Raw genomic sequence first — 23369 nt, forward strand, 5'->3', positions numbered from 1 at the left:
AATGAACCATGAAAAAACTAAGGGGGCTGATGGTCTCAGTCCCAATCGCCTTGTTGCTGGTTGTTCTGATGGGCTGCGCCGGGACGCCCGCGGAAAATAGTGGTGTAAGTGCGCCGGAAGCCGGTTCAGGGGATGAGGTGGCGGACCAGGCCTGGCCAAGAACCATCATCGATGCGGCGGGACATGAGGTTACCCTGGAGAAGGCACCTTCAAGAATTGTTGTCGTCCATTTTTCGGATATGGAATACATGCTGGCTCTGGATGCACCCTTGATCGGCGCGGGTTTCGCGGAAAGCAGAATAGCTATGTGGGATACCCTGGAGCCTTACCGCGGTAAAGGGATTGTGGATATTGGCTCCTCGGCGGCACCCAACCTGGAAAAGATTTTAGAGCTTGACCCCGATCTGATTATCGGAAATATCAGCTTTAATGCCGATATCTATGACGAGCTGCGGAAAATTGCACCCACAGTGAACCTGGGGGGCTATACAACCTGGGAAGATAGACTGAAAGCCACAGCCGAGGTGATAGGCAAAGAAAATGAAGCTGCGGAATATCAAGAAAAAACTCATCAGCTGCTTGCCGATTCCCGCGGGAAATTATCCTCATACAGTGATCAGACCTTTGCCAGCCTCCGCATTACCTCCAGTGAGCAAAAGACCATGGAGCTTCTGGGCAGCAAAGAGCTGGGAGCCTATTACAGCAGTGAACGAGGCCTGGGGCTCAAGGCTCCTGATCAGTATCCGGAGACATGGCAATCAGCAACCATGGAAGGCATCGCAGTTATGGACCCGGATTATATCTTACTGCATGCCGACAGCAAAACAGCCTATGATGAATTCACACAATGGGGGTCCCAGCAAAGCGTTTGGAGCAATCTGAAAGCGGTGAAGAACGGTCATGTGATTTATCTGAATATGTCAGTATGGAGCGGCAGCCCACGGGCCATCGAGCTGGCAGCGCAAAATATCGTCGCCGGGGTGATAGAAAACTAGACGATAAATCTCATTGATTATGAAAAAGGCTATGGCCTCCTTTGGGCCAATAGCCTTTTCCTATTTGCCTGCCCTTTCCCCTCATCAGTGGCCGCCCCTCTCCCCTTTCCTCCACAGTCGACCAAATAATTTACAATGATTGCAACTCTTGTATCAAATAGTAAATAACAGTATACTTATTGCAATTGTTATGTTAATCAAACAAATCGTCTAAATCGGAATGATTTAGAATTTTATTGTAGAGCTAGGATGTGAGGACGATAATGAAAAAAAATTTTCTTATATATGGTGTGATAGGAGGAATTACTTTTGGGATTAGTTTAGTGTTTTTGAACTATATGAAATACAAAACTCTGGATTTAATTTGGTTATTAGGTGGGGTTATTTGGTTTTTGTCTTCGATTTTTATATCTCATTTATTGAATTCAGATCACTAGACAATTTACTTTTTCATTATTATGGATTTAAAAAACTATCGCAGCAACTCAGCCCAATTTGCAGTAAGTTTCCTTGTTATGCAAATTGGGCTGCTTCTTTAGTGTATAGTTAAAAACTGATGATTTGTTTGTCCCCTCATCAGTGGTCATCCCTATCCTCATTGCTCCACAGGTTGACCAAATGAACTGCGCCGCGAAATCCTACCAAAGGTGGATCATAAGGATGCAACCGCCATTTGGTATCGGGATTGGCAATCTGCATGTCACCGTTGCGCCCCGCCCATTCCAGCGCTTCGCCGCTGGCCATGAGCAGGCCTTTTTTATGCTCCCCGACCACCTGGGACCATTGGTCTTCCCCAAAATAAGGAATCTCTTCACTTCCCATCTCGGGACAATCGCACCAGCAGGTTCCTTGGGGAAGAGCAAGCTCCTTACGGCCAAATTCCAGAATCCCTTTGACCACATCGGCATGCCCGCCCAGAGAGAGCATCGCTTCCTCCGGATGGGAACGTGTGATGTGCCGGAAATGGGGGATCACCGGGGCCAGTTGGCTGCGGGCAGTTTGCCGCTCCTGGTTGAGGAAGGCGGCATCCACCGGGATTCCGGACAGTTGAGCGATCTGTTCCAGCCAGAGGCGGGTTCCCTCCAGGCCATAGGGACGCCCGAGCAGATAAGGCGTTCCGAAGCGCTTTTGCAGATGCCTGGCAGCAGCTTCCCCCTCACGGCGCAGGACCAGGTTGATATGGGCACTCCCCATCCTCTCGATCTCTTCCACAGAGGTATGGGAAGTCATCACACAAACCGCTTTCATGCTGAAGGCTCCCTCCATGAGGCGGAGGATCTCCCCGGCATCAGCCTGGAAGCGGAACAAATCGGCACAGGAACCGATGATATTAAAGGTGGGCTGCTCTGTTTTTTCGATGGTTACCGGCAAGGTTTTGGCCAGGAGAAGCAGAGCTTCCTGGATGCCCCGGTGCTGATTGACCGCAAAGCCGCCATGACCGAAAGGCAGTAAACGGACATCAGGGTAGTCCCCCTGCAGTTCCTCGCAGAGGGCCGGAAGATCCGTCCCGATGACCTCAGGAATAGCGGAGGGCAGCAGAAAAATCACCCGGGGCCGATCCTGCGTTAAGACATGATCGAGGGTATGGTTGAGCCGGCCTGTTCCTCCCAGAGCAATATCCGCCTCATCGATATGGGTGGAGTAAAGTTTGCAGCCGTCGTGGACACCGGCCCGTTTCAGAGTGACGCCGCTGTAAAGCATATGTCCCATACAGCCGAATTCCACAAGAGCAGCACCCTTGATCGTGGCAAGGGTCCACAATGTGCCCATCCGCCCTGAAGGTACCGGTTTAAAGCGATGCAGTCCCATAAGCCATTCCTCCTTGCTCCTTTATATCCTTTGGATCCACTTTAGCCGCTACCCCCAAAATCCTTGTCAATAAACCCCGCGTCCGCTCATAGCCCACCTGACCGTAATAATCCATCATATTGGCTACACAGGGAATCCTGATATCCGTATAGGACATATAGCCGATACATAAATCCGGATTCAGCTTTTGCAGAATAGGCAGCTCCGCCTCCTCATTGACCATCCGGCAGACCAGAGGGTCCTGCCCCCTGGCGATAAGTTGCCCGGCATGATCTTTATCCTCAGGATAATACTCCTCCAAATGAAGCAGCAGGGGTTCCATACCAAGGCCGGTCAGGTAAACTGACAGGGGAATAGGCAAATCGACTCTGGGCACGCAGACAAACCGCAGCCCGCCGAGCCTTTGTTGGGCCTGATGTTCCTGAGCCAGGGCCCGTCGGCGCTCTTCGGCAAGGGCATCTCCCCAGGACAGGCCGAAGCGCTGGGCGATGTCCTCATAGGCCTGGTCGATATCCCTTACTGCATAACGATGGTGCAGACTGACATAGGGAATTCCCAATTCCTCCTGCATCTGCACGGCAAGGGGCTGGGTATAAGGAGACACCACCAGATTGAGAGCTGCATCCCCTGCACTCTGCAAATCCTCCAGGGAGGCACCCGGTGCCAGGTAACGCAGAGCAATGCCCTGCCTGACCAGCTCAGGAAGCAGTGAGGGCTCAGGAATATGGTCCTCCTCCGGTGCCCGGCCCAGGACATTGATGCGCCTGGGATCCGTGGCTTTCTTTTCCATCAGCAATCCCAGAGCCTTCATGGTTTTCCAGGAGCCGGGGGGATGGCTGACGTTCTTGAATTGACCCAGCATCACATAGGTAACCCGTGCCGACAGTTCCGGTTGAATTTCCTGAATGATCCCTTCCATATCCTCGCCGATTAACTCCGGAATACAGGTGGCGATGAGCAGAATCGCTCTGGCCCCCGCCTGATCCATCTTTTTCAGGGCATCCCGCAATCCTTCCCGGCAGCCAAACACCACCTCTTGATCACTAAGAGTATACAGCCAGTGCAGTTCCCCCTGCCTGCCCTCCGGATGGGGGTTGAAGAGCCGGGAATGAGTGGCACATTCCTGGGTTCCCACCAGCAGAGAGGAAAGACCTTGAATATCCTTGACAATCACGGAAGCGATCCGCATTGGACAGTGGGACCCGGGTGAAACGGCAGGGGTCAGGAATTTAATCCCCGTGCCGGATTTGACTGAGGACAGACGCTTTAAATGCTTTAATTCTTTTAACTCTTTTAATTCCTTCATGCCTTAGCAGCCCCCTCCAGCAGGTATTTGGCCAAAGCCCTATAATGCCCGGCCATCTCCGAATCCGGGAAAGCCTCCACCACGGTTTTGCCTTGGGCTTCGGCCTGCTGCACCGCCGGATCCCGGGGCAAACGGTAAAGAACCGGTGCTCCAATCTCCGCCGCCGCCTTGTCCACCAGTTCCTGCTCTCCTGCAAAGTTTTTGGCATTGAGAATCAGCCCGCGCAGGGAAGCATAGCCCCGCTTGCCAAAGCTTTTGACGGCGTGGGAGATGTTGGTCGCCGCATACAGGGACATCATCTCACCGGAAGTGACGATACACACCTCATCGGCGTACCCGCCCCGGATGGGCATGGCAAAACCGCCGCAGACCACATCGCCTAGGACATCGTACAGAACCACATCAGGCCGGTAGATCGTATAAGCGTCCAGTTCCTCCAGCTTCTCAAAGGCCGTAATGATCCCCCGTCCGGCACACCCTACACCCGGCACAGGTCCCCCCGCCTCCACACACAATACCCCGGTGCTGCTTTCCACCACCAGCTCCTCAAGGGTAGCGTCGCTTTGCTCCCGTAGGGTATCCAAAACGGTGGGGATATTTTTCCCGCCGGTCAGATTGCGGGTGGAATCAGCCTTCGGATCACAGCCGATTTGCAGCACCTTCAGACCCATGGCCGCCATGGCTGCCGCTACATTGGATACGGTGGTGGATTTGCCGATGCCGCCCTTGCCGTAGATTGCAATTTTTTTCATATCAAAGTTCCTCCGGATACTTTCTTTTGCTGCTTTTGCTGATCGATCAGGTCATAGAAAACACAAGTAGGCCTCCCGGTCCGGGATTCCTTAATAATCATCGCCTCAATCTGGAAGGTTTCCCGCAACACTTCGACGGTCATCACTTCCTCCGGCGTACCGTGACGGATGATTTTCCCGCCCCGGATAGCCACCATATAGTCGGCAAACCTGGCCGCCAGGTTCAAATCATGGAGAACCATCACGATGGTGCAGCCCTGTTCCCGGTTGAGCTGGTAGAGCAGCTGCAGCACCTCCAGCTGATAAGACAGATCCAGATAGGTGGTAGGCTCGTCGAGGAGGATCAAATCCGTCTGCTGGGCCAGGGCCATGGCGATCCAGACCCGTTGGCGCTGGCCGCCGGAGAGATTATCCACGGCTGTCGTTTCCAATTCCGTCAGCTTGGTTACCTCCAGGGCCCAGGCGATGATCTTCTTATCCCCGGCCTTAAGCTTGCCCATGCCCCGCTGGTGAGGAAAGCGCCCGTAGGCCACCAATTCACCTACCGTCAAACCGGCCGGAGCCTGGGGAGACTGAGGCAGAATCGCCATCTTTTGGGCCACTTCCTTGGTGGACAGGCGCCGGATATCCTCGCCGTTCAGGTAGACCATGCCTCCCTTAGGCTTGAGGATGCGCCCCACAGCCTTCAAAACCGTTGATTTTCCGCAACCGTTGGCTCCGATAATAGTGGTGATCTTTCCTTGAGGGATCTGCATATCCAGATTGTCCACCACCATTTTATCCTCATAGGCGATGGCCAGACACTCTGTGGCAATACTGTTCATCTACTTCAGCTCCTTTCATGCTGTTTTGCTTTTGGCCAGCAAGTAGAGAAAATAGGGTGCGCCGATCACGGCCACCACGATGCCGGTAGGAATTTCCGCGGGCTGGACGATCACCCTGGCGATGGTATCCGCCACCGCCACCAGCACCCCTCCCACCAATGCACAGGCAGGCAGCAAAATGCTGTGCTTCGGTCCCACCAGCCGCCGGGCTAAATGGGGAGCGATCAATCCCACAAAACTGATGCTGCCGCTGACCGCCACTGAGGAAGCCGCTAAAGCAACGGCTGCTGCCAGGAGCTTGCGCCGTTCCTGTTCCACCGCCACCCCCAAACCGCAGGCTTCATCCTCACCCAGATTCAGCACATCCAGCACCCGGCTTTTCATCATGACATAAGGAATAAGCAAAAGCAGCCAAGGCAAAAGGGCCAGCACATAATTCCAGTTGGATCCCCAGATACTGCCCGCCTGCCAGGTGGCGACAAAATCGAACTGGGTGTCGTCCAGCTTAACCACCAGAAGGGTGGTAAGAGCCGAAATCCCCGCCTGGACCGCCACACCGGTCAGGACCAGACGCATGGGCGCGATTCCTTCCCCTTTTTTGAAGGCCAGGATATAGACAAGAACCGCTGTAACCCCCGCTCCTATTAAGGATAAAAAGGGTAAAGTGAAGATGGACAGAAAGGACTGGGCACCAAAAAACATGACATAGAGAATGACCATCAGTCCCGCACCGGCATTGATCCCCAGGAGTCCGGGGTCCGCCAGTCCGTTCCTGGCAATACTCTGGATAATGCAGCCGGATAAAGCCAGCCCCCCGCCGATAAGCATCGAGATCACGATCCGGGGCAGCCGGAAGCTGAACAAAATCAGATTTTCCTTGCCCGTACCGCCCCCAAACAGGGTGCGCAGGGTATCCAGGGGAGTCAGCTTGGCATAACCCGAGTTCATACTGATCAGCAAAGAAAGAAGGAGCAGAGCCACACATCCGGCCAGGATCATCCGATGACGCCGGGCTACTTTCCTTTTGTACAGTTCGTTTTTTTGTTGTTGAATGTTCAGTTTAGTGTTAAGTTGAGTGTTCATTACAATGCCCTCTTTTGCCTGCGTGCGAGATAGAGAAAGAAAGGAACGCCGACCACAGCGATCAGAGCGCCGACGGGTGTCTCAAAGGGGGGATTAAGCCTCCTGGCCCCCAGATCCGCCAGCACCATGAGCAAAGCCCCCATGACCGCCGAAGAAGGAATGATCCAGCGATAATCCACACCTACCAAATAACGGACAATATGGGGAATGATCAGTCCCACAAAGCCCACAGCACCCACCACAGCAACGGAGGCCCCGGCCAGGATGACCACGATCAGGGAACAGAGCATACTGATGGTCAGGGTGTTCAAGCCCAATCCTTTGGCCACCTCTTCACCAAGGCTGAGCAGGGAGATGGAACGGGAAAGGATCATGGCCCCCAGCAGGGCGCCCACGATCCATGGTGTCATGATCTTAATCTGAACCCAGTTGGAACCGGCCACCCCTCCCACCGTCCAAAACATAATATCCTGAGCTACGTCAAAATACAGAGCAATGCCCTGACTGAGGGCGATCAAAAGAGCGCTGACCGCGGCACCGGCCAGCACCAGCCGCATGGGAGTGGCTCCTCCCCGCCTCATAGAGGCGATGCCGTTGACCAAAGCCGCCCCCAGAGCCGCGCCTAAAAAGGAAAAAAAGATAACCTGCATATACCCCATACCGGGAAAAAAAGCAAAGCAAAGAGACAGGGCAAAGCCGGCCCCGGCATTGAGCCCCAGCAGCCCGGAGTCCGCCAAAGGATTGCGGGTTATCCCCTGCATAATGGCTCCGGCCACAGCAAAGGCCGCCCCTACCATGGCACTGGCGATGACCCGGGGCAGACGGAGATCCACGATAATTAAATGCTGAGTATTCATAGAGTCAAAGCGGAACAATACATCCCCGATCACGGAGAGGGGGATTTCCGCCGCTCCCTTGGTGATGGAAAAGGCCATCAGCAGTATAAGCAGTCCCGTTCCCCCCAGAATAATGAGGCTCCCCGCCCAGGTACGGCCTTTTTTCTTGTCCTGCCCTGCCTTAAGCAGTTGCGCTGACTCTTTGGTATGTTTCATTGACTGACAGCCCCCTTGTTGCTATGCACCGACCTGCGCCCTATGCAAATTGCTGTAGATGCCATTTTTCCGTAAAAGCTCCTCATGACCCCCTTCTTCGGCAATACCCTCCTCCGTCAGGACCACGATCCGGTCGGCATGGCGAATGGTCGCCAGCCGGTGGGCAATGATCAGAGTGGTACGCCCCTGGGCCAGCTCCGCCAGAGCTTGCAGAATCGAAGACTCGGTCAGGGTATCCAGGGAGGACGTGGCTTCGTCCAGGATGAGAATGGGCGGATTTTTCAGGAACATGCGGGCAATGGCGATGCGCTGCCTCTGTCCTCCGGAAAGCTTTACCCCCCGTTCTCCGATCAAGGTATCCATGCCCGTGGGCTGTTCCCGGATGAAATCGTCCAGCCGGGCCCGGCGGGCCGCCTCCCATAGTTCTTCTTCTGTGGCACCAAGCTTGCCGAAGCGGATGTTCTCCCCAATGCTGCCGGAGAAAAGGAAAACATCCTGCTGCACCACCCCGATCTGCTGCCTTAAAGAAGCCAGCTTAAGCTTGCGGATATCCATCCCGTCAATGGTGATGCGCCCTTCATCCGCTTCATAGAAGCGCAAAAGCAGGCTGCATAAGGTGGTTTTACCGGCACCCGATGTCCCTACGAAAGCCACCGTTTCACCGGCCCGGACAGACAGATCGATAGTGTTCAGGACCGTGCTGTCCTCACGATAACCAAAGCTCACCTGCTCATAGCGGATATCCCCCCGCAAGGAGGATACTTCCACCGCATCCGGAGCATCCTTGATCTCCGGCTCCGTATCGATAATTTCCACAAAGTTCTTAAAACCTGCCATGCCATTGGGAAAGCGGACGGAGAAAGCCGCCAGCATGCGGATGGGCATGACCATCACATTGGCAATGAGAATGAAGCTGAACAGTTCACCGCCGGTCATCCTGCCGTTCAAAGTAAACCAGCTTCCCCCCAGCAGAGCCAGCACCGGCAACAGACTGATAAACATATAGGTAACCGCTTCGTTTTGGGCGACATTCTTGAACCCGTCAATTTTGGCTTCACAAAAACATTGATTGTCCGACACAAACAGCTTTTTCTGATGGTCTTCGTTAGCAAAAGCCTGCACCACCCGGATGCCGCCGATACCATCCTCCAGCCTTGACAAAAAACCGCCGACAGCGCCGAACATGCGCTTTCTGGTCACCACCAGCCGGCGCATAAAATGCATATTGATCGCCAGCAGGATCATCACAAACAGGCTCAGAGGCAGGGCCAGCTGCCAGTTGGCCTGGAACATCATCACCATGGCGCCGGCCAGGGTAAAGGTGGAGATCAAGAAATGCTCCGGTCCATAATGGGCCATATTGCCGATATCCATGAGGTCGTTGGTAATCCGGGAAGCCAGTTGGCCCTGCTTATGATTATCAAAAAAGCGAAAGGACAGCTTTTGCAGATGAGTGTAAATCTCAATCCGCATATCCGTCTCGATGTAGAGTCCCAGTTTTTCTCCCCAATATCCCACCACAAATTTCAGCACCGTATTCACGATATAGATCAACCCAAGCAGGATACAGGCCCCTAAAATCAGCTTCCACTCTCCCCTGGGCAGGAGGGTATCGACAATATGTTGGACTGTAAAAGGAAAAAACAATTCCAGCAAGGCGGCCGCTACAGCACAGGAGACATCCAGGAGAAACAGTCCCTTGTAGGGGCTGTAGTACCGCAGAAACCGTCTGATCATCATGATTGATTTGCCCCTTTTTTCGTCAATAGTTGAAGGTTTCAGCAAACAGAAACCGAACGTTGGCCGTCCGAACAGGCAACGCCCGGTAAATTTTCTACTTGCTTGTCAGCTCTTCAACAAGGGCGCGAATCCCAATTTCCATGCCCAGAGGTCCGCCGGAAAAGGCGGAGCGATCGACAGAAATCACCTGCCCCGCTTTCACTGCAGTCAAGGACTGCCATACAGAGCTGTTGGCATTTAAATCAGCCAGTTTATCTTCATCCACGGTATTGGTTATTTCGTCATAGAGGATGATAAAGTCAGGATTCAAATCCGCCAGGCTCTCCAGGGATAATTGCCCCGGTTTTTCATAAGGGCTTTTCAGGCCGATGCCTTTTTCCGGGTTAAAGGCAAAATCCGGCATCCAGGAATAGATATCCTTTTCCTGAAGTCTGATGAAGACAAAGGTTTTATCCTGATCAGGAGCAAGCTTAGCTTTGGCATCCGTCAGCAAGCCCTCTAATCTGGCAATTTCAGCCTCAGCTTTTGCTTCTTCACCCAACATCATGCCATACTCTCTGATCACCCCCTGCCAGGTGGACCAATTCTCACCATAGCCGGGGATCGGTCCGCCGGCCACGGCTATGACGGGGGCTATTTTTTTCAGGTCTTCCACAATGGCGCCCTGGGTGCTGTCAATATAGAGGATGACATCCGGGTTGACTTCCACCAATTTCTCCAGATTGGGGGCTTTCGTGGCCCCTACATCGATAATTTCAAACTTCTCCGCATAAGGGATCAGCGACCCCCACCCTTTGTAAACCGTCTCCGTATCCGTAGCCGCCACAGGAATCTGGCCTAAAGCCACAATGGCTTCGTAATTATGAAAATTCAGCAGAGCAATGCGCTCCGGCTTCTTATCCAAAACGATTTCATTTCCCACGGCGTCCACATAGGTCCTTGGCCAGGCAGCTTCTTCCCCTGCCGCAGGCGTGTTTTCCGAAGGAACCTCAGCATTATTGCTGGCCGGCGCTCCGCCGCAACCTGTAAGCAGCCCCAGCATCAGTGAGATGGACACTATCAGTACCCTTAGTTTTTTCATTATCATACCCCTCCAATAGCGTTCGAGTTAGTTGTAGCTAACTCATCAATGTCAGTATAGCAAGGGATACTTTAAATTGAAATGGACTAAAATTCAAAACCCTATGGATTTTTGCTGACTCTGCTCCTGCTTGGCTAAGCGAACTTATAGGGCAAAGCCCTCCCGGTATTCCGACGGCGAAACCCCCGTGTATTTCTTAAACGCTTTGCTGAAATAAAGACTGTCCGTATAGCCGACCCATTCCGCCACCTGTTTCACAGAACAGCCTGGGGAGCCCAACAGCTCTTTGGCTTTGCTGATCCGGCATTCGATTAAGTAATGGATGGGACTCATTCCCGTATGACGTTTGAATAAATAGGAAAACTGCCGCCTTTCGGTGCTAAACTCATCAGCCACTTTTTGCACGGTCAGTTCATCAGCATAGTTCAAGCGGATATATCCCATGGCCTCTTCGATCAGCTTGCTGTCCTCGTGGCCGGGCTGCCCGCAGGCTGCTGTGAATATTTCCTGCAATAAGGAAAGGAAAAGGACTTTGGTCTGGAACTTCGCCGCCGCGCCAGGTATGCTTTGGATGTCGAGAATCTGCCGTACCAGATGGGGAACTTTGGCGCTGCGGCCATGAGCCAGTGAAAAATCCTTGTGAAACAAAGGATATTCATCCCTCTCATGCTGGGGAATATGGTAGTGAATCACAGCATACTCCCATTCCCGGTCACCGATGACTTCCTTGCTCAGCCGCATGCCGGGACCGGCATGAACGACCATCCCCGGCTCTATAACATAAGGCTTGCCGTCGAAGGTAAAACAAGCGCTGCCGCTGAAAGGAATAACCAATCCTCCCCCAGCCGGGTTGGTATGCCGGTCGAGGACTTTCAACTGGGGGGATACCCTCTCCCCAAAGGCTCCCACAAAAGAGACATCCGCTTTGGCATAATAATCGATAATTTCATTAAGGCTGATTTCCAAGGCTTTTTCCTCCAAGGGGCTTATTATTTTAGCAGCAACCGCTTTTCTGCGTATGATAATCATTATCATTTAAATTAAAATATACTACACCCTCACGAGTATGTCAAGAATACCAAGTCTTCTTTTGGATTACTGCCATCCGCCCTGTCATCCGCCTGTACCATTAAAAACGGCTGCATCTTTTTCCTGATGCAACCGTTCTTTGGGAAATCTTAACTGCCCCCCATGGACCATTTGCTTACTTTTTGCGACTTCCGCCACAGAGCTGCATAAAGCCCGCCCCTTGCCAGCAGCTGCTCATGAGTGCCGGACTCGCCGATCTGTCCCTGAGTGTTCAGGACCAGGATCTGATCGGCGTTTTGGACGGTAGCCAGCTTATGAGCGACGATAAAAAGGGTTTTGTTGGCGACCAGCTCACCGATGGCTTGCTGGATCAGCCTTTCATTCTCAGGGTCAATATGTGCCGTAACTTCATCCAGCAAGACGATGGGAGCATTTTTCAGCAAAGCCCGGGCGATGGCCAGGCGCTGGCGTTCACCGCCGGACAGGGTAGCCCCTCCTTCCCCCACCACTGTGTCGTAACCCTGGGGCAGCCTGCTGATAAAATCATGGCAGCGCGCCTTTTGGGCGGCACGGATCACTTCTTCCCTGGTAGCCATAGGATTTCCCAAACGAATATTGTTGAAAATTGTATCGTGGAACAGATAAGCTTTTTGAAAAACCGCGCTGATCTGCCTCATCACGCAATCCCCGGTCATCTCCCGGATATCCACCCCGCCGATGGCAATGCTGCCGCTCCCCACATCCCAAAACCGGGCAATCAGATTCAGCACCGTGCTTTTGCCGCTTCCGGACACCCCCACCAGGGCGGTCAGAGAATTAGCCGGGGCATAAAAGCTGATCTTATTGAGCACCGGCTTCTCCCCATAGGCAAAGGTAACCTCTTTGAATTCCACGTCAAAGCGGTCCAGGGTAATCTCCCCGCCCTCCTGGTCTATGACCGGAGCAGCCAATAGCTCCTGCATTCTGTCCAGACAAGTGTTCATCAGCCGGATAATCCCCGCCACCAGCCCCATCAGCTCCAGGGGCGTATAAAAAGTAAAGACCATGACGACAAAAAACAAAGCCACAGGCAGGGTAATGAGCACGTCAAGCAACAAATGGGCAGTGACGCATAAGATCAATACGGTACAGATATGAAAGCAGCCAAAATAGAGAAGGGTCCAGGGGAGGGCCTGCTTTTCAAACGCAAAGGAGACCTGCTCCAAATTCTCCACTGCCTTTTTCAGCCGGAAGCTCTGTTGCTCCGACATAGTGAAGGCCCGAATCACGAACAATCCCTGCAGGTATTCCAGCATCACACTGGAGGTTTGGGCATGAGCTTCCTGGCGCGGCCCGGCATAGTTCCGGTAGGTTTTCTGAATCTGCCCATGGACCGCCCAGGCCGCCGGATAGCCGATAGCGGCCACCAGGGCAATCCGCCAGTCCAGGATCAGCATAAATACCATCATCAGCGATGCACTGGTCAAGGCACCCACGATCTTGGAGAGAAAGGCCATGGCCAGGGTCTCCACAAAAACCAGGTCGTTATTGATCACGGAGGATATCTTCCCGGCATCGGTCCCGCTGTAAAAACCCATGGACAGACGCCGCAGCTTTTCTCCCAGCAGCAGGCGCTTATCACACACGACCTCGTATCCCACCCCGCTTTGGTATCGATACTCCAGCAGCTTGAAAACAAAGCGCAGCAACAGGGATACCGCTAAAGCCAGCCCCAGCCACAGGATATGTGTTGTTGTCAGCAGGTTATCCTCAACACTGAAAAGCAAGCCCATATAGACGCCGAACACGGCCACGGCCGCCATGGAGTTTTCCAAAAATCCAGCCAGAAAAGAAACCAGCAGCCTGCCCCGGTATTTCCCCCCTAAATCCAGAATCCTTTGCACGGTCCGCAACATCAGAACATCCCCCCTTCCGTGCTGATGCGCCAGTTTTCCGTCTCTGCATAAGCAGCAAAGATGGACCGGTAAACACTGCTTGACTGCAGCAGTTCGCCATGGGTTCCGCCGGCATCTATTTCCCCGTTTCCCAAGACGATGATTTGCTCGAAATCCATGACCGTACGTATGCGATGGGCGATGACGATCAAGGTCTTTCCTTGGGCAAGCACACCCAGCGCTTCCTGAATCTGTTCCTCAGAATCCGGATCAATGCTGGCCGTGGCTTCATCCAGGATTAAAATCGGCGCATTTTTCAGAATCGCCCTGGCAATGCAGATACGCTGACGTTCGCCCCCACTCAAATGACTTCCCCCGTCCCCGGCCGGTGTGTCGTAGCCTTGGCTGGTTTTCATGATAAACTCATGGCAGCGGGCCTTTTGCGCCGCTTCCCTCACTTCCTCATCGGTAGCCTCCGGTTTGCCGATGCGGATGTTATCCCCCAGGGAAATGTTGAACAAAAAGGTGTCCTGAAAGACAAAGCTGACCAAATCCATCAGAACCTGGGTTGGCAAGTCGCGGATATCCACCCCGCCTATGGTGATTTGGCCTTCCTTGACATCCCAGAAGCGGCAGATCAGCTTGGCTATGGTGGATTTCCCGCTGCCGGAGGGTCCGATGATCGCCGTCCTGCGGGCAGCGGGGGCGGTAAAGGATAGATTGTGCAGCACCTTTTCCTGATCATAGGCAAAGGATACCTTGTCAAAGACAATATCGTGCCCGGCCAGAGAAGGAGAGCCGGCTGCCCTTTTCAGCTCCGTCTCCGCCAGCATGGCGTGGACATTTTGTTCGGCATTCACGATCAGGATAATGCCGTCGGCGAACTCGGCCAGTTTAACCAGGGGGGCGGCAAAGCTCAGGGAGATCAGCAGAAATAAAACAAATTCCGGCAATTGCAGGCTGCCCTTGGCCAGAAAATATAACCCTGCCGGCAGGACCGATACCGTAGTGGCCTGAATCAGGACAAAGTAGGCGGACATCAGCGGCCAGGCGCTTTGGTACCACTCCAATACATACCGGCGGTAACTGTTTATCCCTTCCCGGAAACGGGCAAAGGAATCCTCCGTCTGATTAAAGGCTTTGATTTCCTTCATACCATCAATATACTCCACCACTACGGCATTCATGGTTTCCACAGAACGGTGGTAGTTTGCCATTTTCGTCCTGCTGTCCCGCATCATCAGCCAGTAAAAAAACAGGGCGAAAGGAATGCAGACCAGAAAAGACAGGGTCAGCCGCCAGTCTACAAAGAACAGGTAGAGCAGCACGGCCAGAGGCACGACGGCACTGGAGATGGTTTCCGGAATATTGTGGGCCAGGAAGCGCTCCAGCTCCTCCACGTCGTTTTCCATAACTTTTTTAAGGGCTCCTGAATCCCTGTCCAGCACATATCCCAGGGGAAGCCGGGTCAGTTTGCCGGCCAGCTCCAGGCGGATCGTGCGCAGAATGCGGAAGGCGGCCTGGTGGGACTCCGTTGTGGACATGCCAAACAGCAGGGATTTCAGGCACAGTGCCCCGCCGATGGCCAGAGCAAGCAGCAGCAAAGAACTCTCCGCAGCCTCCGGGCTGATCATCTCCACCACAAACTGCTGAATGGCAAAATAGGGGAAAATTCCTGCCGCCACACTGCCCATAGCCAGCAGGACCGCTAACATCATCTTTCCTCTGTACTCACTGGCGTAGCCAAAAAGCCTCTTCATGCTTTGAACCATTCTTCCTCCCTCCTTAGTGCAGGATGACGCGGCTTATATCTGCAAAACCCCCATTGCTGTCAAAGGGAACAGATTCTATCTTTTCCGTAGTGTAGACACAAAGCTCCCTTAAGTAAGATAAGGGGACATTGACCGCTTCTTCCTGCAAGGTGGTGAGAATATAAGCAACATCATCCTGCAGCTTCTTTTCATCGGTGGTGCCCAGCATACTCAGAATGCGGGCGTCAATCTCCCCCTTTTGGGCCAGCCCTTGCTGGGCCGGATAATCCGCCCCATAATCTTTCATGGCCGCTATAAAGACATAGGGGTCCTGAGGGAAAGCGTAGGTATCATTGCAGGAAATATCAAATTCGCCGGCCATGGCTTTTTCATACCAGGTCATGGTCTCATACCCCTGGATTTGCAGATCCATACCGATTTCAGCCAGCTGCCCTTTGAGGGCGTTGAGAATCTGCTCATCGGCTCTGCGCTCGCTCATATAAATGGCGGTAAGTCCCAGAGGCACACCGTCCTTCAGGCGGATGCCCCGGTCATTCTTCCTGTTCCACCCTGCTTCATCCAGTAAAGCCGCCGCTTGGGACGGATCATAGTCATAAACAACCGTATCCACATCACAAAAGGGCAGATCCCGGGAAAACAGATAATCCGCCTTTTCCTCATGGGCATGCAGAAGCGTGTCAATAATCTGCTGTTTGTTGATCCCATGCTGGATGGCCTGACGCACCTTGCGTTCCCCCAGGATCTCCCCGGCCGTGTTCAGGAGAAGATTGCGGGTGGCATAAAGGTTAGCCGATGTTTCAGCCTTAAGGCCCTGCACCCCGGCCAGCTGATCGAACATATCATAGGTCACCTGATAAGAACCGTAGAGCAGATCGATTTCACCGGCCTGCATGGCCATCAGCCGGCTTTCCCCTTCGGGAATGATCTTGACCGTAAAACTGTCCGGCCCGGATACCTTTCCCCAATAGCCCGGATTCCTGGTAAATGTATAGCTTTTTCCCGGTCTGCTGTTCTCTTTTTTCAGGAGATACGGCCCGGTTCCCGCCGTATCTGTCTGGATATTGCCGTAGGGATTGTTGCCGCCGGCAAATAAAGCCGGGGACAGCATGCCGAAGGGAATGGCGCATAAATCCTGCAATACCGGATAATAGGGCGTTTCATATTGGAAAACCACCGTATATTCCTCCGGTGTCTCAATGGCCATGATTCCGGAAACCCCTCCATAGTAAGAAATCCATTCTTCCTCAAATTCCTGCAGCTTTTCTATATTCAACTTTACTGCTTCCGCATTGAAGAGCCTGCCATCTGTGAAAGCAACATCCCGGCGCAGGTGAAATATCCAGGAATTGCCCTCGTTTTCCCATGATTCGGCCAGACAAGGCACGGGCTTTCCCTCTTCAAAACGAAGGAGGGTTTCGTAGACCAGGGGGGAGTAATGGTAAAACCCCTGTCCGTCGATGATCCCCATAGGATCATAGCTGGAAAAATCCACACTCTCCCCTACATTGAGGGAGGACACCGGCGGGGTTTCCTGTCTGCAGCCGGCAAGGGATAGGATGAGAATTCCGCTGAGAAGGGCGGCCCATAATTTTCGGCATCGTATTTTCAACATATTAATCTCCTCCAGATTCTTCTATTTCTTCAGGCAGCTTAAGGTGCTGCTCCTGAAAAGCTGTTTTGAGTAGGGGTGGACAAAATCCCCGGCCGACCTTGCTATGGGAACCGTTTCCACGATTTGCCCGCCCCGCATGACCAGGATTTTGGGGGCCATGTAGAGAGCCATCCCCAGATCATGGGTAATAAATAAACAGCCGCAGCCAACGTCCCGCTGCAATGCCTTGAGCAGCATCAGTATGCTTCCGGTGATGGTGGCATCGATCCCGGCCAGGGCTTCATCCATGATTAAAAAACGGGGCTTGATGGAAAGAGCCCTGGCGATGCACACCCGCCTCTGCTGCCCTCCGCTCAGTTCATGGGGATAATGGCGGAGGATATGGGGCGGGAGCTCCACCATTGCCAGCAGCTTTTCCGCCTCCTTTTGCTCCGCCCCGGCCCCTATGCTTTCAAAATTGCGCAGAGGTTCCAGCAGGCACTCCTTGATTCTCATCCGCGGATTCAGACACCCCGCGCTGTTCTGGAATACGGGCTGGAGTAGCCGGTAAAGGGCTTTCCTATGCCGGGGCTTATTGGCAACCGCCAGACCGGAGCAGGTGATCTTCCCTCCGTCCCGCTCTTCAAGCCCCAGAATCAACCGGGCAAGAGTGCTTTTCCCGCAGCCGCTTTCACCAATCAAGGCTGCCCATTCCCCCTGTTCCAGGGTAAAAGTAATGTTGTTGAGCACCTGGCTGCGGGGGCCGCCCCATAGGCCGCTGCCATAGCTTTTGCTTACCCCCTCTACCTTCAGCACAGTACCGCCTCCCCCATCAGGGAATGAGCCGCCATCAGCTCCCGGGTGTATTCCTGCTGCGGATTTCCGAAGACATCCCTGGTGGAGCCCGTCTCGATCAGGCGCCCATCCTTCATTACGGCAATATCATCCGCCAAAAGGGATAAGACCCGCAGTTCATGGGAAACAAGGAGCATGGCGGGTTGATAGCTCCGTATGACGGTTTGCAGCAGTGAAAGCACCGTACTTTGGCTTTCCGCGTCCAGGGCCGTTGTCGGTTCATCGGCAATGATCAGGATGGGATTGAGGGAGATAGCCAGGGCAATCATCACTCTTTGCAGCATCCCGCCGCTGAGCATATGGGGATAGCTGTCCATAATCCTGTCCCCTTCCCCGAGGCCCACCCTTCCCAGCATTGCCGAGGCATAATGGAGGGCATCCCTTTTGCTGCACAAAAGATGGGCCATGAAAGTCTCCATAAAATGGTGCTTGATCTTCATGCAGGGATCGAAGGCGGTCATGGGATTCTGCATGATAAAAACGATCTCCTTGCCGTTAATTCTCCGGCGTTCCTCGTAGGGTAAAGCAAGAAGTTCCTCCCCCATAAAGTCAATCTCTCCGGATACCGCCGCCGGGCCGGGGGTCAGAAGCCCCAGGATGGCCTTGCAGACCGAGCTTTTGCCGCTCCCGCTTTCCCCGGCAAGCCCCAGGACCTTGCCTTTCCCCAGCGCAAAGCTGACATTGCTGACGGAAGCAGCATGATGCCGGTAGGTGATGGATAAATTTCTGACGGCAAGCACAGGCTCGTCGTCAGACTTCATATCGCCGGACTTCGTGTCGTCAAGCTTCGCATCGTCAGACTTCGCATTATCAGACTTCGCATTGTCATATTTCACATTGTTATATTTCGCCTCGTCAGATTTCGTGCCATCATACCTCGTGCCATCATATCTCACAGGCCTTCTCCTCTCTCAAAAGGGGATAATCTGCCGCGCAATCCTTCCCCCAATAAATTGAAACCGCAAATGGTAAGGAATACGCATAACCCCGGATACACCGCATAGTGGGGACTTTTCAGGAATACGCTGCGCGCTTCGTTCAGCATGGCTCCCCATTCCGGTGTACCGGACGGCAGGGCAACCCCCAAAAAGGAAAAAGCGGAAACGGTCATCATGACATCCCCGATCCCAAGGAAGAACAGCACCAGGAGACCGGGCAGAATATTGGGCAAAATATGCCGGAACAGAATCCGCGCCGTGGAGCTCCCTCCTGTGACGGCAAGGGGCACATACCCCTTGCTCTTTTCCACCAGCACATAACTGCGCACCATCCGGGCATACCAGCCCCAATAGGAAAATACCGCAGCGAAGATGAGAGTGCCGGTCCCCTGGCCCAGGACGCCAATCATGGCCAGCACCAGAACTGTGGGCGGCAGCGCCATACTGATATCGCCGGCCAGAACAAGCAGTTTCTCCCCGGGACCTCCCCGGTAAGAGGCCAGCATGCTCAAGGGCAGGGCTGTTAAACCGATGATGCTCATGATCAGAACCGCCAGCCCCACGGAATAGCGCGTCCCGAATAACAAACGGGACAGAATGCAGCGGCCGTAGGCATCCGTACCCAGGGGATAGGCCGGAGATGAGCCGCTGAAGCGCAGCTCCAGATTGTTTTTCATGGGATCATGGGGAGCGAGGGCGCCGGCAAAGACAAAGCAAATCACCACCAACACCAGGATCACTCCGGCAAAGAATAAACTCTTATTGGCCAACACCCATAAACCCATTCTTTTCATACCGATTTTTTTCATATCTATTCGTTTCATATCCTGTTCTCCTGAGCTTTCCTGGTTTTGGGGTTGAGCAGCATGCCGGCCAGATCGGCGCCAAGGTTGCACAACACAAAAAACAGCGCCATGATCAGGATATAGGCGGTAATCACCGGAAAATCCCGGTTAAGGGCCCCATGCAACGCGTAGGTTCCTATTCCGGCACAGGAAAATATGGTTTCCACAACAGCGGTTCCGGCGATCAGATACCCGATATTCTGACCGAACATGGTAACACAGGGCGCGGCGGCATTTCTTAACAGATGATGCCACATGATCCTTCTTTTACTGATCCCCCTTGCCAGGGCATACGTGACAAAATCCCTTTGCCGGTACTCCAGCAGCAAGGTGCGGAGCATCTTGGCGAGGGAGCCGATCATAGGAAAGGCCAGAACAAGAGCGGCAAACATCAGGCTCAGCGGGTGTCCATGCCCAATCACCGGAAAAAGCCTGAGCTGAAACCCGAACAGAAACACGCACAGCAGCCCCAGAAAATATCCCGGTATGGAGAGGGAAAGAAAAGCAAACCCACTGATCAGGAAATCGGCAAGCCTTCCCTCCCTTTCCGCAGCCAAAATACCCAAAGGAACGGAGAACAAAAGGATCAGCACCGCCGCCAGAATGGCGATGTTGAGGGTGGTGGGCAAAGCCCCGGCCATTTCTCTCATCACAGGCTTATGGGTCAGGTAGGATTCCCCAAAGTCCAGGCGCACAGCCCGTTGCAGCCAGCTCAGATATTGTTCCGGCACCGATTTGTCAAAGCCCAGCTCCTTCCGCACTTCCGCTATGCGTTCTTCCCCGGCTCCCTTATAGTGGCGCTTGGCATAGGCCTCCGCAGGATCGACGGGAGACAGATTGGCAAGTACGAAGGAAATCAGCGTAATGCCCAGCAGCACACAGAGGACATGGACGAATTTGCTTATCAATGCTTTCAGCAAAGGCAACACCATCCCAGGTATAAAAAAATGAGCGTTATCTTACGCTCATTTTATACACCCCTTATGCCCCTGCTCTGCTCCAATCGGGATCTTTTATGCTCCATTTCGCAAATCCCTTGGATTGACTCCGTATTGTCCATGAAACGCTTTGGCAAAATGACTGACGTTGATATATCCCACCTGATACGCTACCTGGGATATGGTTAAATCTCTGTTTTCCAATAACACCCGGGCCGTTTTCATGCGGACATGATGCCCGTATTCATGAATGGTCTTGTCATATAAGGCGCGGAATCCGGTCTTCAGCTTATATTCATTGACCCCCACCAGCCGGCACAGTTCACTGATGGTGGGCGGATTATCGTATCTCTGTTCCAAAATGGCGGCCGCCTGCCTAAACGCTCTTTGATCGCTTTCCCGGTAAGGGCATCTGGCCCCTCCGGTAAGGGGGGTCAGGACATTGTTTTGCCACAAGGATGCCATAATGGTCTTCACCAAACCCTCCCGCAGCAAGGACTGCAGGCCGGTATCCCCATCATTCTCCAGAGCCTGGCTGAACATGCTGTGCAGGGGCAAATCAGGTTTTTGCGGTGTCATTAAATGATGAATCAAATTCCGGTGACAGGACTTCTTTTCGGAAATGCAATCAAAGTAAAAAGGCAGGCTGGTCAACAGGTTTCCTTTGGCCATAATGGAAACTGCACAAATATTTTCTGCGGAGGGATACATGACCATGCCGCGGCTTTGCTGCTTTAAATACATGCCATACTCATTTTTTCTCAACCCGGTTTCCATAAGCCCTGTTTCAGCGTAACCGATATATCCATCCAGGCAATAGGTGGTCTCAAACTGATTGTTATAATTTTCGTAATTCATGACAAGAGGGTATTTGAGGCGCAGCTTAGTGACGCTCAACACCAGATCCTCGCCAAGGCTGATGAACTTAAGGTATCCGCTGCCTAATTCCCGGGGAACGCTCATGGTCTTTGAATTCTCCGTAGCCTCTTCCCCAAACCCGTATTGCCGGGTTAATAAATGAAAGCTGTCCTCCACGTGGCTGATGATAATCCTGCCGGACATGAGCCCGCCTCCTTCCCGCCCCAAGCCGGGATATGTAAAAAGGAGTTAAACGGCACCTTGAGTTAGCATCGTCTAACTCTTTTTACTATAATATAAGCCGGAACGGGTGTCAAATGGATATCCGCTTCGCCGCCTTCATCGGACAAGGCCAGTTCTTTGGTGAAAAAATCCCGGCTCAGCTCCCCTGGGCCGGCTGAAGCCTGGTAATATCGAAAAACATCGGGGTGCTCGTAAACGTATATCCGCCAATCCTGTCCTTGTTATAGACGATCATATCTTTCACATAGGTCAGGGGCAGGTTGAGCACCTGTTCATGGCTGTAGCTCAGGAGCTCCGCAAAGATTTCCGTCACCCGTTCCGGATCATTGGTGGTTTGGAATTCTCCGATCAGGCTTTTAAACTGTCCGCCGCCGGGGAGGACAGCCAGGCTCACCGTATGGGGGGAAGAATCCAGCATCGGGGTGAAGAAGTTATGGGGAGAGGTATAGGGCTGTTCTGTATTCCAAATGGTAATATCATAGTTGCCGGCTACCCCTTCCGTCCACCAGGTATACATTTCCTGCCCCACCGTTTCCACATGGATTCCCACTTCGGCCAGCTGGCTCTTGATCAGGGTCGCCAAAGCCTTGTTCATCACTTCCCCCGAATCATAGGTAAAGAGCAGGCCGAGGGTCTTTCCCCCCTTCTCTCTTACCCCGGTGGCCTGATTGACTACCCAGCCCGCTTCATCCAGCAGGGCTCGGGCCTTGGCCTGATCATAGCTTCTGACCTGGTCCGGTTTAACATTCCCATAGGGAATCCCCTCCGGGAACAGCTGATCGGCGGCCGTTTCATGGCCGTAAGTCAGTCCTTGGGAGACAGCTTTCTTATCAATGGCATATTCCACCGCTTCCCGGACCTTGAGGTCGGCAAGCATTTCCCCTGCCCCATTGAGCACCAGATTGCGGGTTTCCGAATCGTAATCCGAGACCTGTCCGGCTGCATTGGGCAGCGCCTTGGCTTGCTCATAGTCATCCCAGGAGAGAAGAGCACTGCCATAGATCAGATCCACTTCTCCGTTCTTCAGGGCTTGGAGGCGTGAAGACGAATCGGGAATAAATTTGACGATCACCTCATCATAGTAGGGTTTTTCTCCCCAATAGGCTTCATTTCTGACAAAGCGCACATATTGGCCGTTGACGATTTCTTTGTAGATATAGGGTCCCGTCCCGATAACCCCTTTCATAGTTTGAAAATTATCCTTTTCAATCACCTGGGGGGAAACGAGGATCATCACTTCCGGATAGCAAAAATCAGTCATGTAAGCAAAGTAGGGGGATGGATAATGAAACGTCACCGTATAGTCATCCTTTACCTCTACACGTTCCAAATTGGCCACAGCCTTGATCGCCCGGAAATTGGGGTTGGCTTTGGCATATTCAAACTGGGTTTTGACGCTTTCGGCATTCATGGGCACCCCGTCATGAAAGGAAACACCCTGCTTGAGAAAAAAGGTAAGCTGAGTGCCGTCCTGGCTGAACTTCCAGCTCTCCGCCAGACCCGGGACGACTTCTCCATTCACATAATTGACCAGTCCCTCATAGCAAAGCTTGGTGGTGATATTGTTCTGAGGGTCCATATTAAGGGGAAACAAAGTATTGATTTCATGTCCGGTAGCCATAGTCAGAATCTTTCCCCCCTCCTGACCGGCTCCTTCTTCCCCAGCCTTGCCGGCGGCTGACGAACCCGAGCAGCCGGTTAAGATACTTAAAAGCATCACCGCGCCTAAGCCCAGGGATACTTTTTTCAACCAACCCATTTTCTTCACTGAACTTCCTCCTTTT

19 protein-coding genes are annotated in these 23369 nt (G+C 53.1%); 1 reads left to right on the top strand and 18 read right to left on the bottom strand.

Going from position 1 to position 23369, the window contains the following annotated elements; all coding sequences use genetic code 11:
* Window positions 1-8: 8 nt before the first annotated feature.
* Window positions 9-995 (top strand): iron-siderophore ABC transporter substrate-binding protein, encoded by a 987-nt coding sequence (locus tag BUA14_RS04705; protein ID WP_072771511.1) that lies wholly within the window; start codon window positions 9-11, stop codon window positions 993-995.
* 576 nt (window positions 996-1571) lie between these two features.
* Here BUA14_RS04705 and BUA14_RS04710 read toward each other — a convergent pair.
* The 18 genes from BUA14_RS04710 to BUA14_RS04795 form a co-directional block, all read right to left on the bottom strand.
* Window positions 1572-2804, bottom strand: a complete 1233-nt coding sequence (locus tag BUA14_RS04710) for a nitrogenase component 1 (protein ID WP_072771512.1) — start codon at window positions 2802-2804, stop codon at window positions 1572-1574.
* Window positions 2785-4110, bottom strand: coding sequence for a nitrogenase component 1 (locus BUA14_RS04715; RefSeq protein ID WP_072771513.1), 1326 nt, complete (start codon window positions 4108-4110; stop codon window positions 2785-2787). The genes BUA14_RS04710 and BUA14_RS04715 overlap by 20 nt, the downstream gene beginning before the upstream one ends.
* Entirely contained in the window at window positions 4107-4862 is a 756-nt protein-coding gene (locus BUA14_RS04720; protein WP_072771514.1) for a nucleotide-binding protein, read from the bottom strand. Before BUA14_RS04720 ends, BUA14_RS04715 begins: the two co-directional genes overlap by 4 nt.
* A complete protein-coding gene (locus BUA14_RS04725; protein WP_072771515.1) occupies window positions 4859-5686 on the bottom strand; it encodes an ABC transporter ATP-binding protein in 828 nt (275 codons plus the stop codon). The genes BUA14_RS04720 and BUA14_RS04725 overlap by 4 nt, the downstream gene beginning before the upstream one ends.
* A 15-nt stretch (window positions 5687-5701) precedes the next feature.
* A complete protein-coding gene (locus BUA14_RS04730; protein ID WP_072771516.1) occupies window positions 5702-6769 on the bottom strand; it encodes a FecCD family ABC transporter permease in 1068 nt (355 codons plus the stop codon).
* The gene (locus tag BUA14_RS04735; protein WP_072771517.1) at window positions 6769-7821 is read right to left on the bottom strand and encodes a FecCD family ABC transporter permease; all 1053 of its coding nucleotides are present in this window, start codon (window positions 7819-7821) and stop codon (window positions 6769-6771) included. Before BUA14_RS04735 ends, BUA14_RS04730 begins: the two co-directional genes overlap by 1 nt.
* 21 nt (window positions 7822-7842) lie before the next feature.
* A complete protein-coding gene (locus tag BUA14_RS04740; protein WP_072771518.1) occupies window positions 7843-9561 on the bottom strand; it encodes an ABC transporter ATP-binding protein in 1719 nt (572 codons plus the stop codon).
* 94 nt (window positions 9562-9655) lie between these two features.
* Window positions 9656-10642 (bottom strand): ABC transporter substrate-binding protein, encoded by a 987-nt coding sequence (locus BUA14_RS04745; RefSeq protein ID WP_072771519.1) that lies wholly within the window; start codon window positions 10640-10642, stop codon window positions 9656-9658.
* Window positions 10643-10786: 144 nt separating this feature from the next.
* Window positions 10787-11608 carry a helix-turn-helix domain-containing protein gene (locus tag BUA14_RS04750; protein ID WP_084078463.1) on the bottom strand — a complete coding sequence of 274 codons (822 nt, stop codon included), beginning with the start codon at window positions 11606-11608 and terminating at the stop codon, window positions 10787-10789.
* A gap of 212 nt (window positions 11609-11820) precedes the next feature.
* Window positions 11821-13566, bottom strand: a complete 1746-nt coding sequence (locus BUA14_RS04755) for an ABC transporter ATP-binding protein (protein WP_072771520.1) — start codon at window positions 13564-13566, stop codon at window positions 11821-11823.
* Complete coding sequence (locus tag BUA14_RS04760) at window positions 13566-15317, bottom strand: ABC transporter ATP-binding protein (RefSeq protein WP_072771521.1); 1752 nt, start codon at window positions 15315-15317, stop codon at window positions 13566-13568. The genes BUA14_RS04755 and BUA14_RS04760 overlap by 1 nt, the downstream gene beginning before the upstream one ends.
* A 13-nt stretch (window positions 15318-15330) precedes the next feature.
* Window positions 15331-16929, bottom strand: coding sequence for an ABC transporter substrate-binding protein (locus tag BUA14_RS04765; RefSeq protein ID WP_072771522.1), 1599 nt, complete (start codon window positions 16927-16929; stop codon window positions 15331-15333).
* Window positions 16930-16950: 21 nt separating this feature from the next.
* Window positions 16951-17724, bottom strand: a complete 774-nt coding sequence (locus BUA14_RS04770) for an ABC transporter ATP-binding protein (protein ID WP_072771523.1) — start codon at window positions 17722-17724, stop codon at window positions 16951-16953.
* Window positions 17718-18659: an ABC transporter ATP-binding protein gene (locus tag BUA14_RS04775; protein WP_084078432.1), complete on the bottom strand. Its 942-nt coding sequence runs from the start codon at window positions 18657-18659 to the stop codon at window positions 17718-17720. The genes BUA14_RS04770 and BUA14_RS04775 overlap by 7 nt, the downstream gene beginning before the upstream one ends.
* Entirely contained in the window at window positions 18656-19525 is an 870-nt protein-coding gene (locus BUA14_RS04780; protein ID WP_084078434.1) for an ABC transporter permease, read from the bottom strand. Before BUA14_RS04780 ends, BUA14_RS04775 begins: the two co-directional genes overlap by 4 nt.
* A complete protein-coding gene (locus BUA14_RS04785) occupies window positions 19522-20466 on the bottom strand; it encodes an ABC transporter permease (RefSeq protein WP_072771524.1) in 945 nt (314 codons plus the stop codon). Before BUA14_RS04785 ends, BUA14_RS04780 begins: the two co-directional genes overlap by 4 nt.
* Before the next feature lie 93 nt (window positions 20467-20559).
* Window positions 20560-21546: a helix-turn-helix transcriptional regulator gene (locus tag BUA14_RS04790; protein ID WP_072771525.1), complete on the bottom strand. Its 987-nt coding sequence runs from the start codon at window positions 21544-21546 to the stop codon at window positions 20560-20562.
* A gap of 175 nt (window positions 21547-21721) precedes the next feature.
* On the bottom strand, window positions 21722-23344 hold the full coding sequence (locus BUA14_RS04795; protein ID WP_143153433.1) for a nickel ABC transporter substrate-binding protein: 1623 nt from the start codon (window positions 23342-23344) through the stop codon (window positions 21722-21724).
* Between the last annotated feature and the right edge of the window lie 25 nt (window positions 23345-23369).

This window comes from Desulfitobacterium chlororespirans DSM 11544 (genome assembly GCF_900143285.1).
GTDB classification, from domain to species: domain Bacteria; phylum Bacillota; class Desulfitobacteriia; order Desulfitobacteriales; family Desulfitobacteriaceae; genus Desulfitobacterium; species Desulfitobacterium chlororespirans.

Excerpts from the sequence above, each read along its gene's own strand:
- BUA14_RS04765 (WP_072771522.1), bottom strand. The coding sequence starts at position 16,929 with ATGTTGAAAATACGATGCCGAAAATTATGGGCCGCCCTTCTCAGCGGA.
- BUA14_RS04735 (WP_072771517.1), bottom strand. The coding sequence starts at position 7,821 with ATGAAACATACCAAAGAGTCAGCGCAACTGCTTAAGGCAGGGCAGGAC.
- BUA14_RS04720 (WP_072771514.1), bottom strand. The coding sequence starts at position 4,862 with ATGAAAAAAATTGCAATCTACGGCAAGGGCGGCATCGGCAAATCCACC.
- BUA14_RS04725 (WP_072771515.1), bottom strand. The coding sequence starts at position 5,686 with ATGAACAGTATTGCCACAGAGTGTCTGGCCATCGCCTATGAGGATAAA.
- BUA14_RS04715 (WP_072771513.1), bottom strand. The coding sequence starts at position 4,110 with ATGAAGGAATTAAAAGAGTTAAAAGAATTAAAGCATTTAAAGCGTCTG.
- BUA14_RS04760 (WP_072771521.1), bottom strand. The coding sequence starts at position 15,317 with ATGGTTCAAAGCATGAAGAGGCTTTTTGGCTACGCCAGTGAGTACAGA.
- BUA14_RS04755 (WP_072771520.1), bottom strand. The coding sequence starts at position 13,566 with ATGTTGCGGACCGTGCAAAGGATTCTGGATTTAGGGGGGAAATACCGG.
- BUA14_RS04780 (WP_084078434.1), bottom strand. The coding sequence starts at position 19,525 with ATGAAACGAATAGATATGAAAAAAATCGGTATGAAAAGAATGGGTTTA.
- BUA14_RS04730 (WP_072771516.1), bottom strand. The coding sequence starts at position 6,769 with ATGAACACTCAACTTAACACTAAACTGAACATTCAACAACAAAAAAAC.
- BUA14_RS04745 (WP_072771519.1), bottom strand. The coding sequence starts at position 10,642 with ATGAAAAAACTAAGGGTACTGATAGTGTCCATCTCACTGATGCTGGGG.
- BUA14_RS04795 (WP_143153433.1), bottom strand. The coding sequence starts at position 23,344 with ATGGGTTGGTTGAAAAAAGTATCCCTGGGCTTAGGCGCGGTGATGCTT.
- BUA14_RS04710 (WP_072771512.1), bottom strand. The coding sequence starts at position 2,804 with ATGGGACTGCATCGCTTTAAACCGGTACCTTCAGGGCGGATGGGCACA.
- BUA14_RS04740 (WP_072771518.1), bottom strand. The coding sequence starts at position 9,561 with ATGATGATCAGACGGTTTCTGCGGTACTACAGCCCCTACAAGGGACTG.
- BUA14_RS04790 (WP_072771525.1), bottom strand. The coding sequence starts at position 21,546 with ATGTCCGGCAGGATTATCATCAGCCACGTGGAGGACAGCTTTCATTTA.
- BUA14_RS04705 (WP_072771511.1), top strand. The coding sequence starts at position 9 with ATGAAAAAACTAAGGGGGCTGATGGTCTCAGTCCCAATCGCCTTGTTG.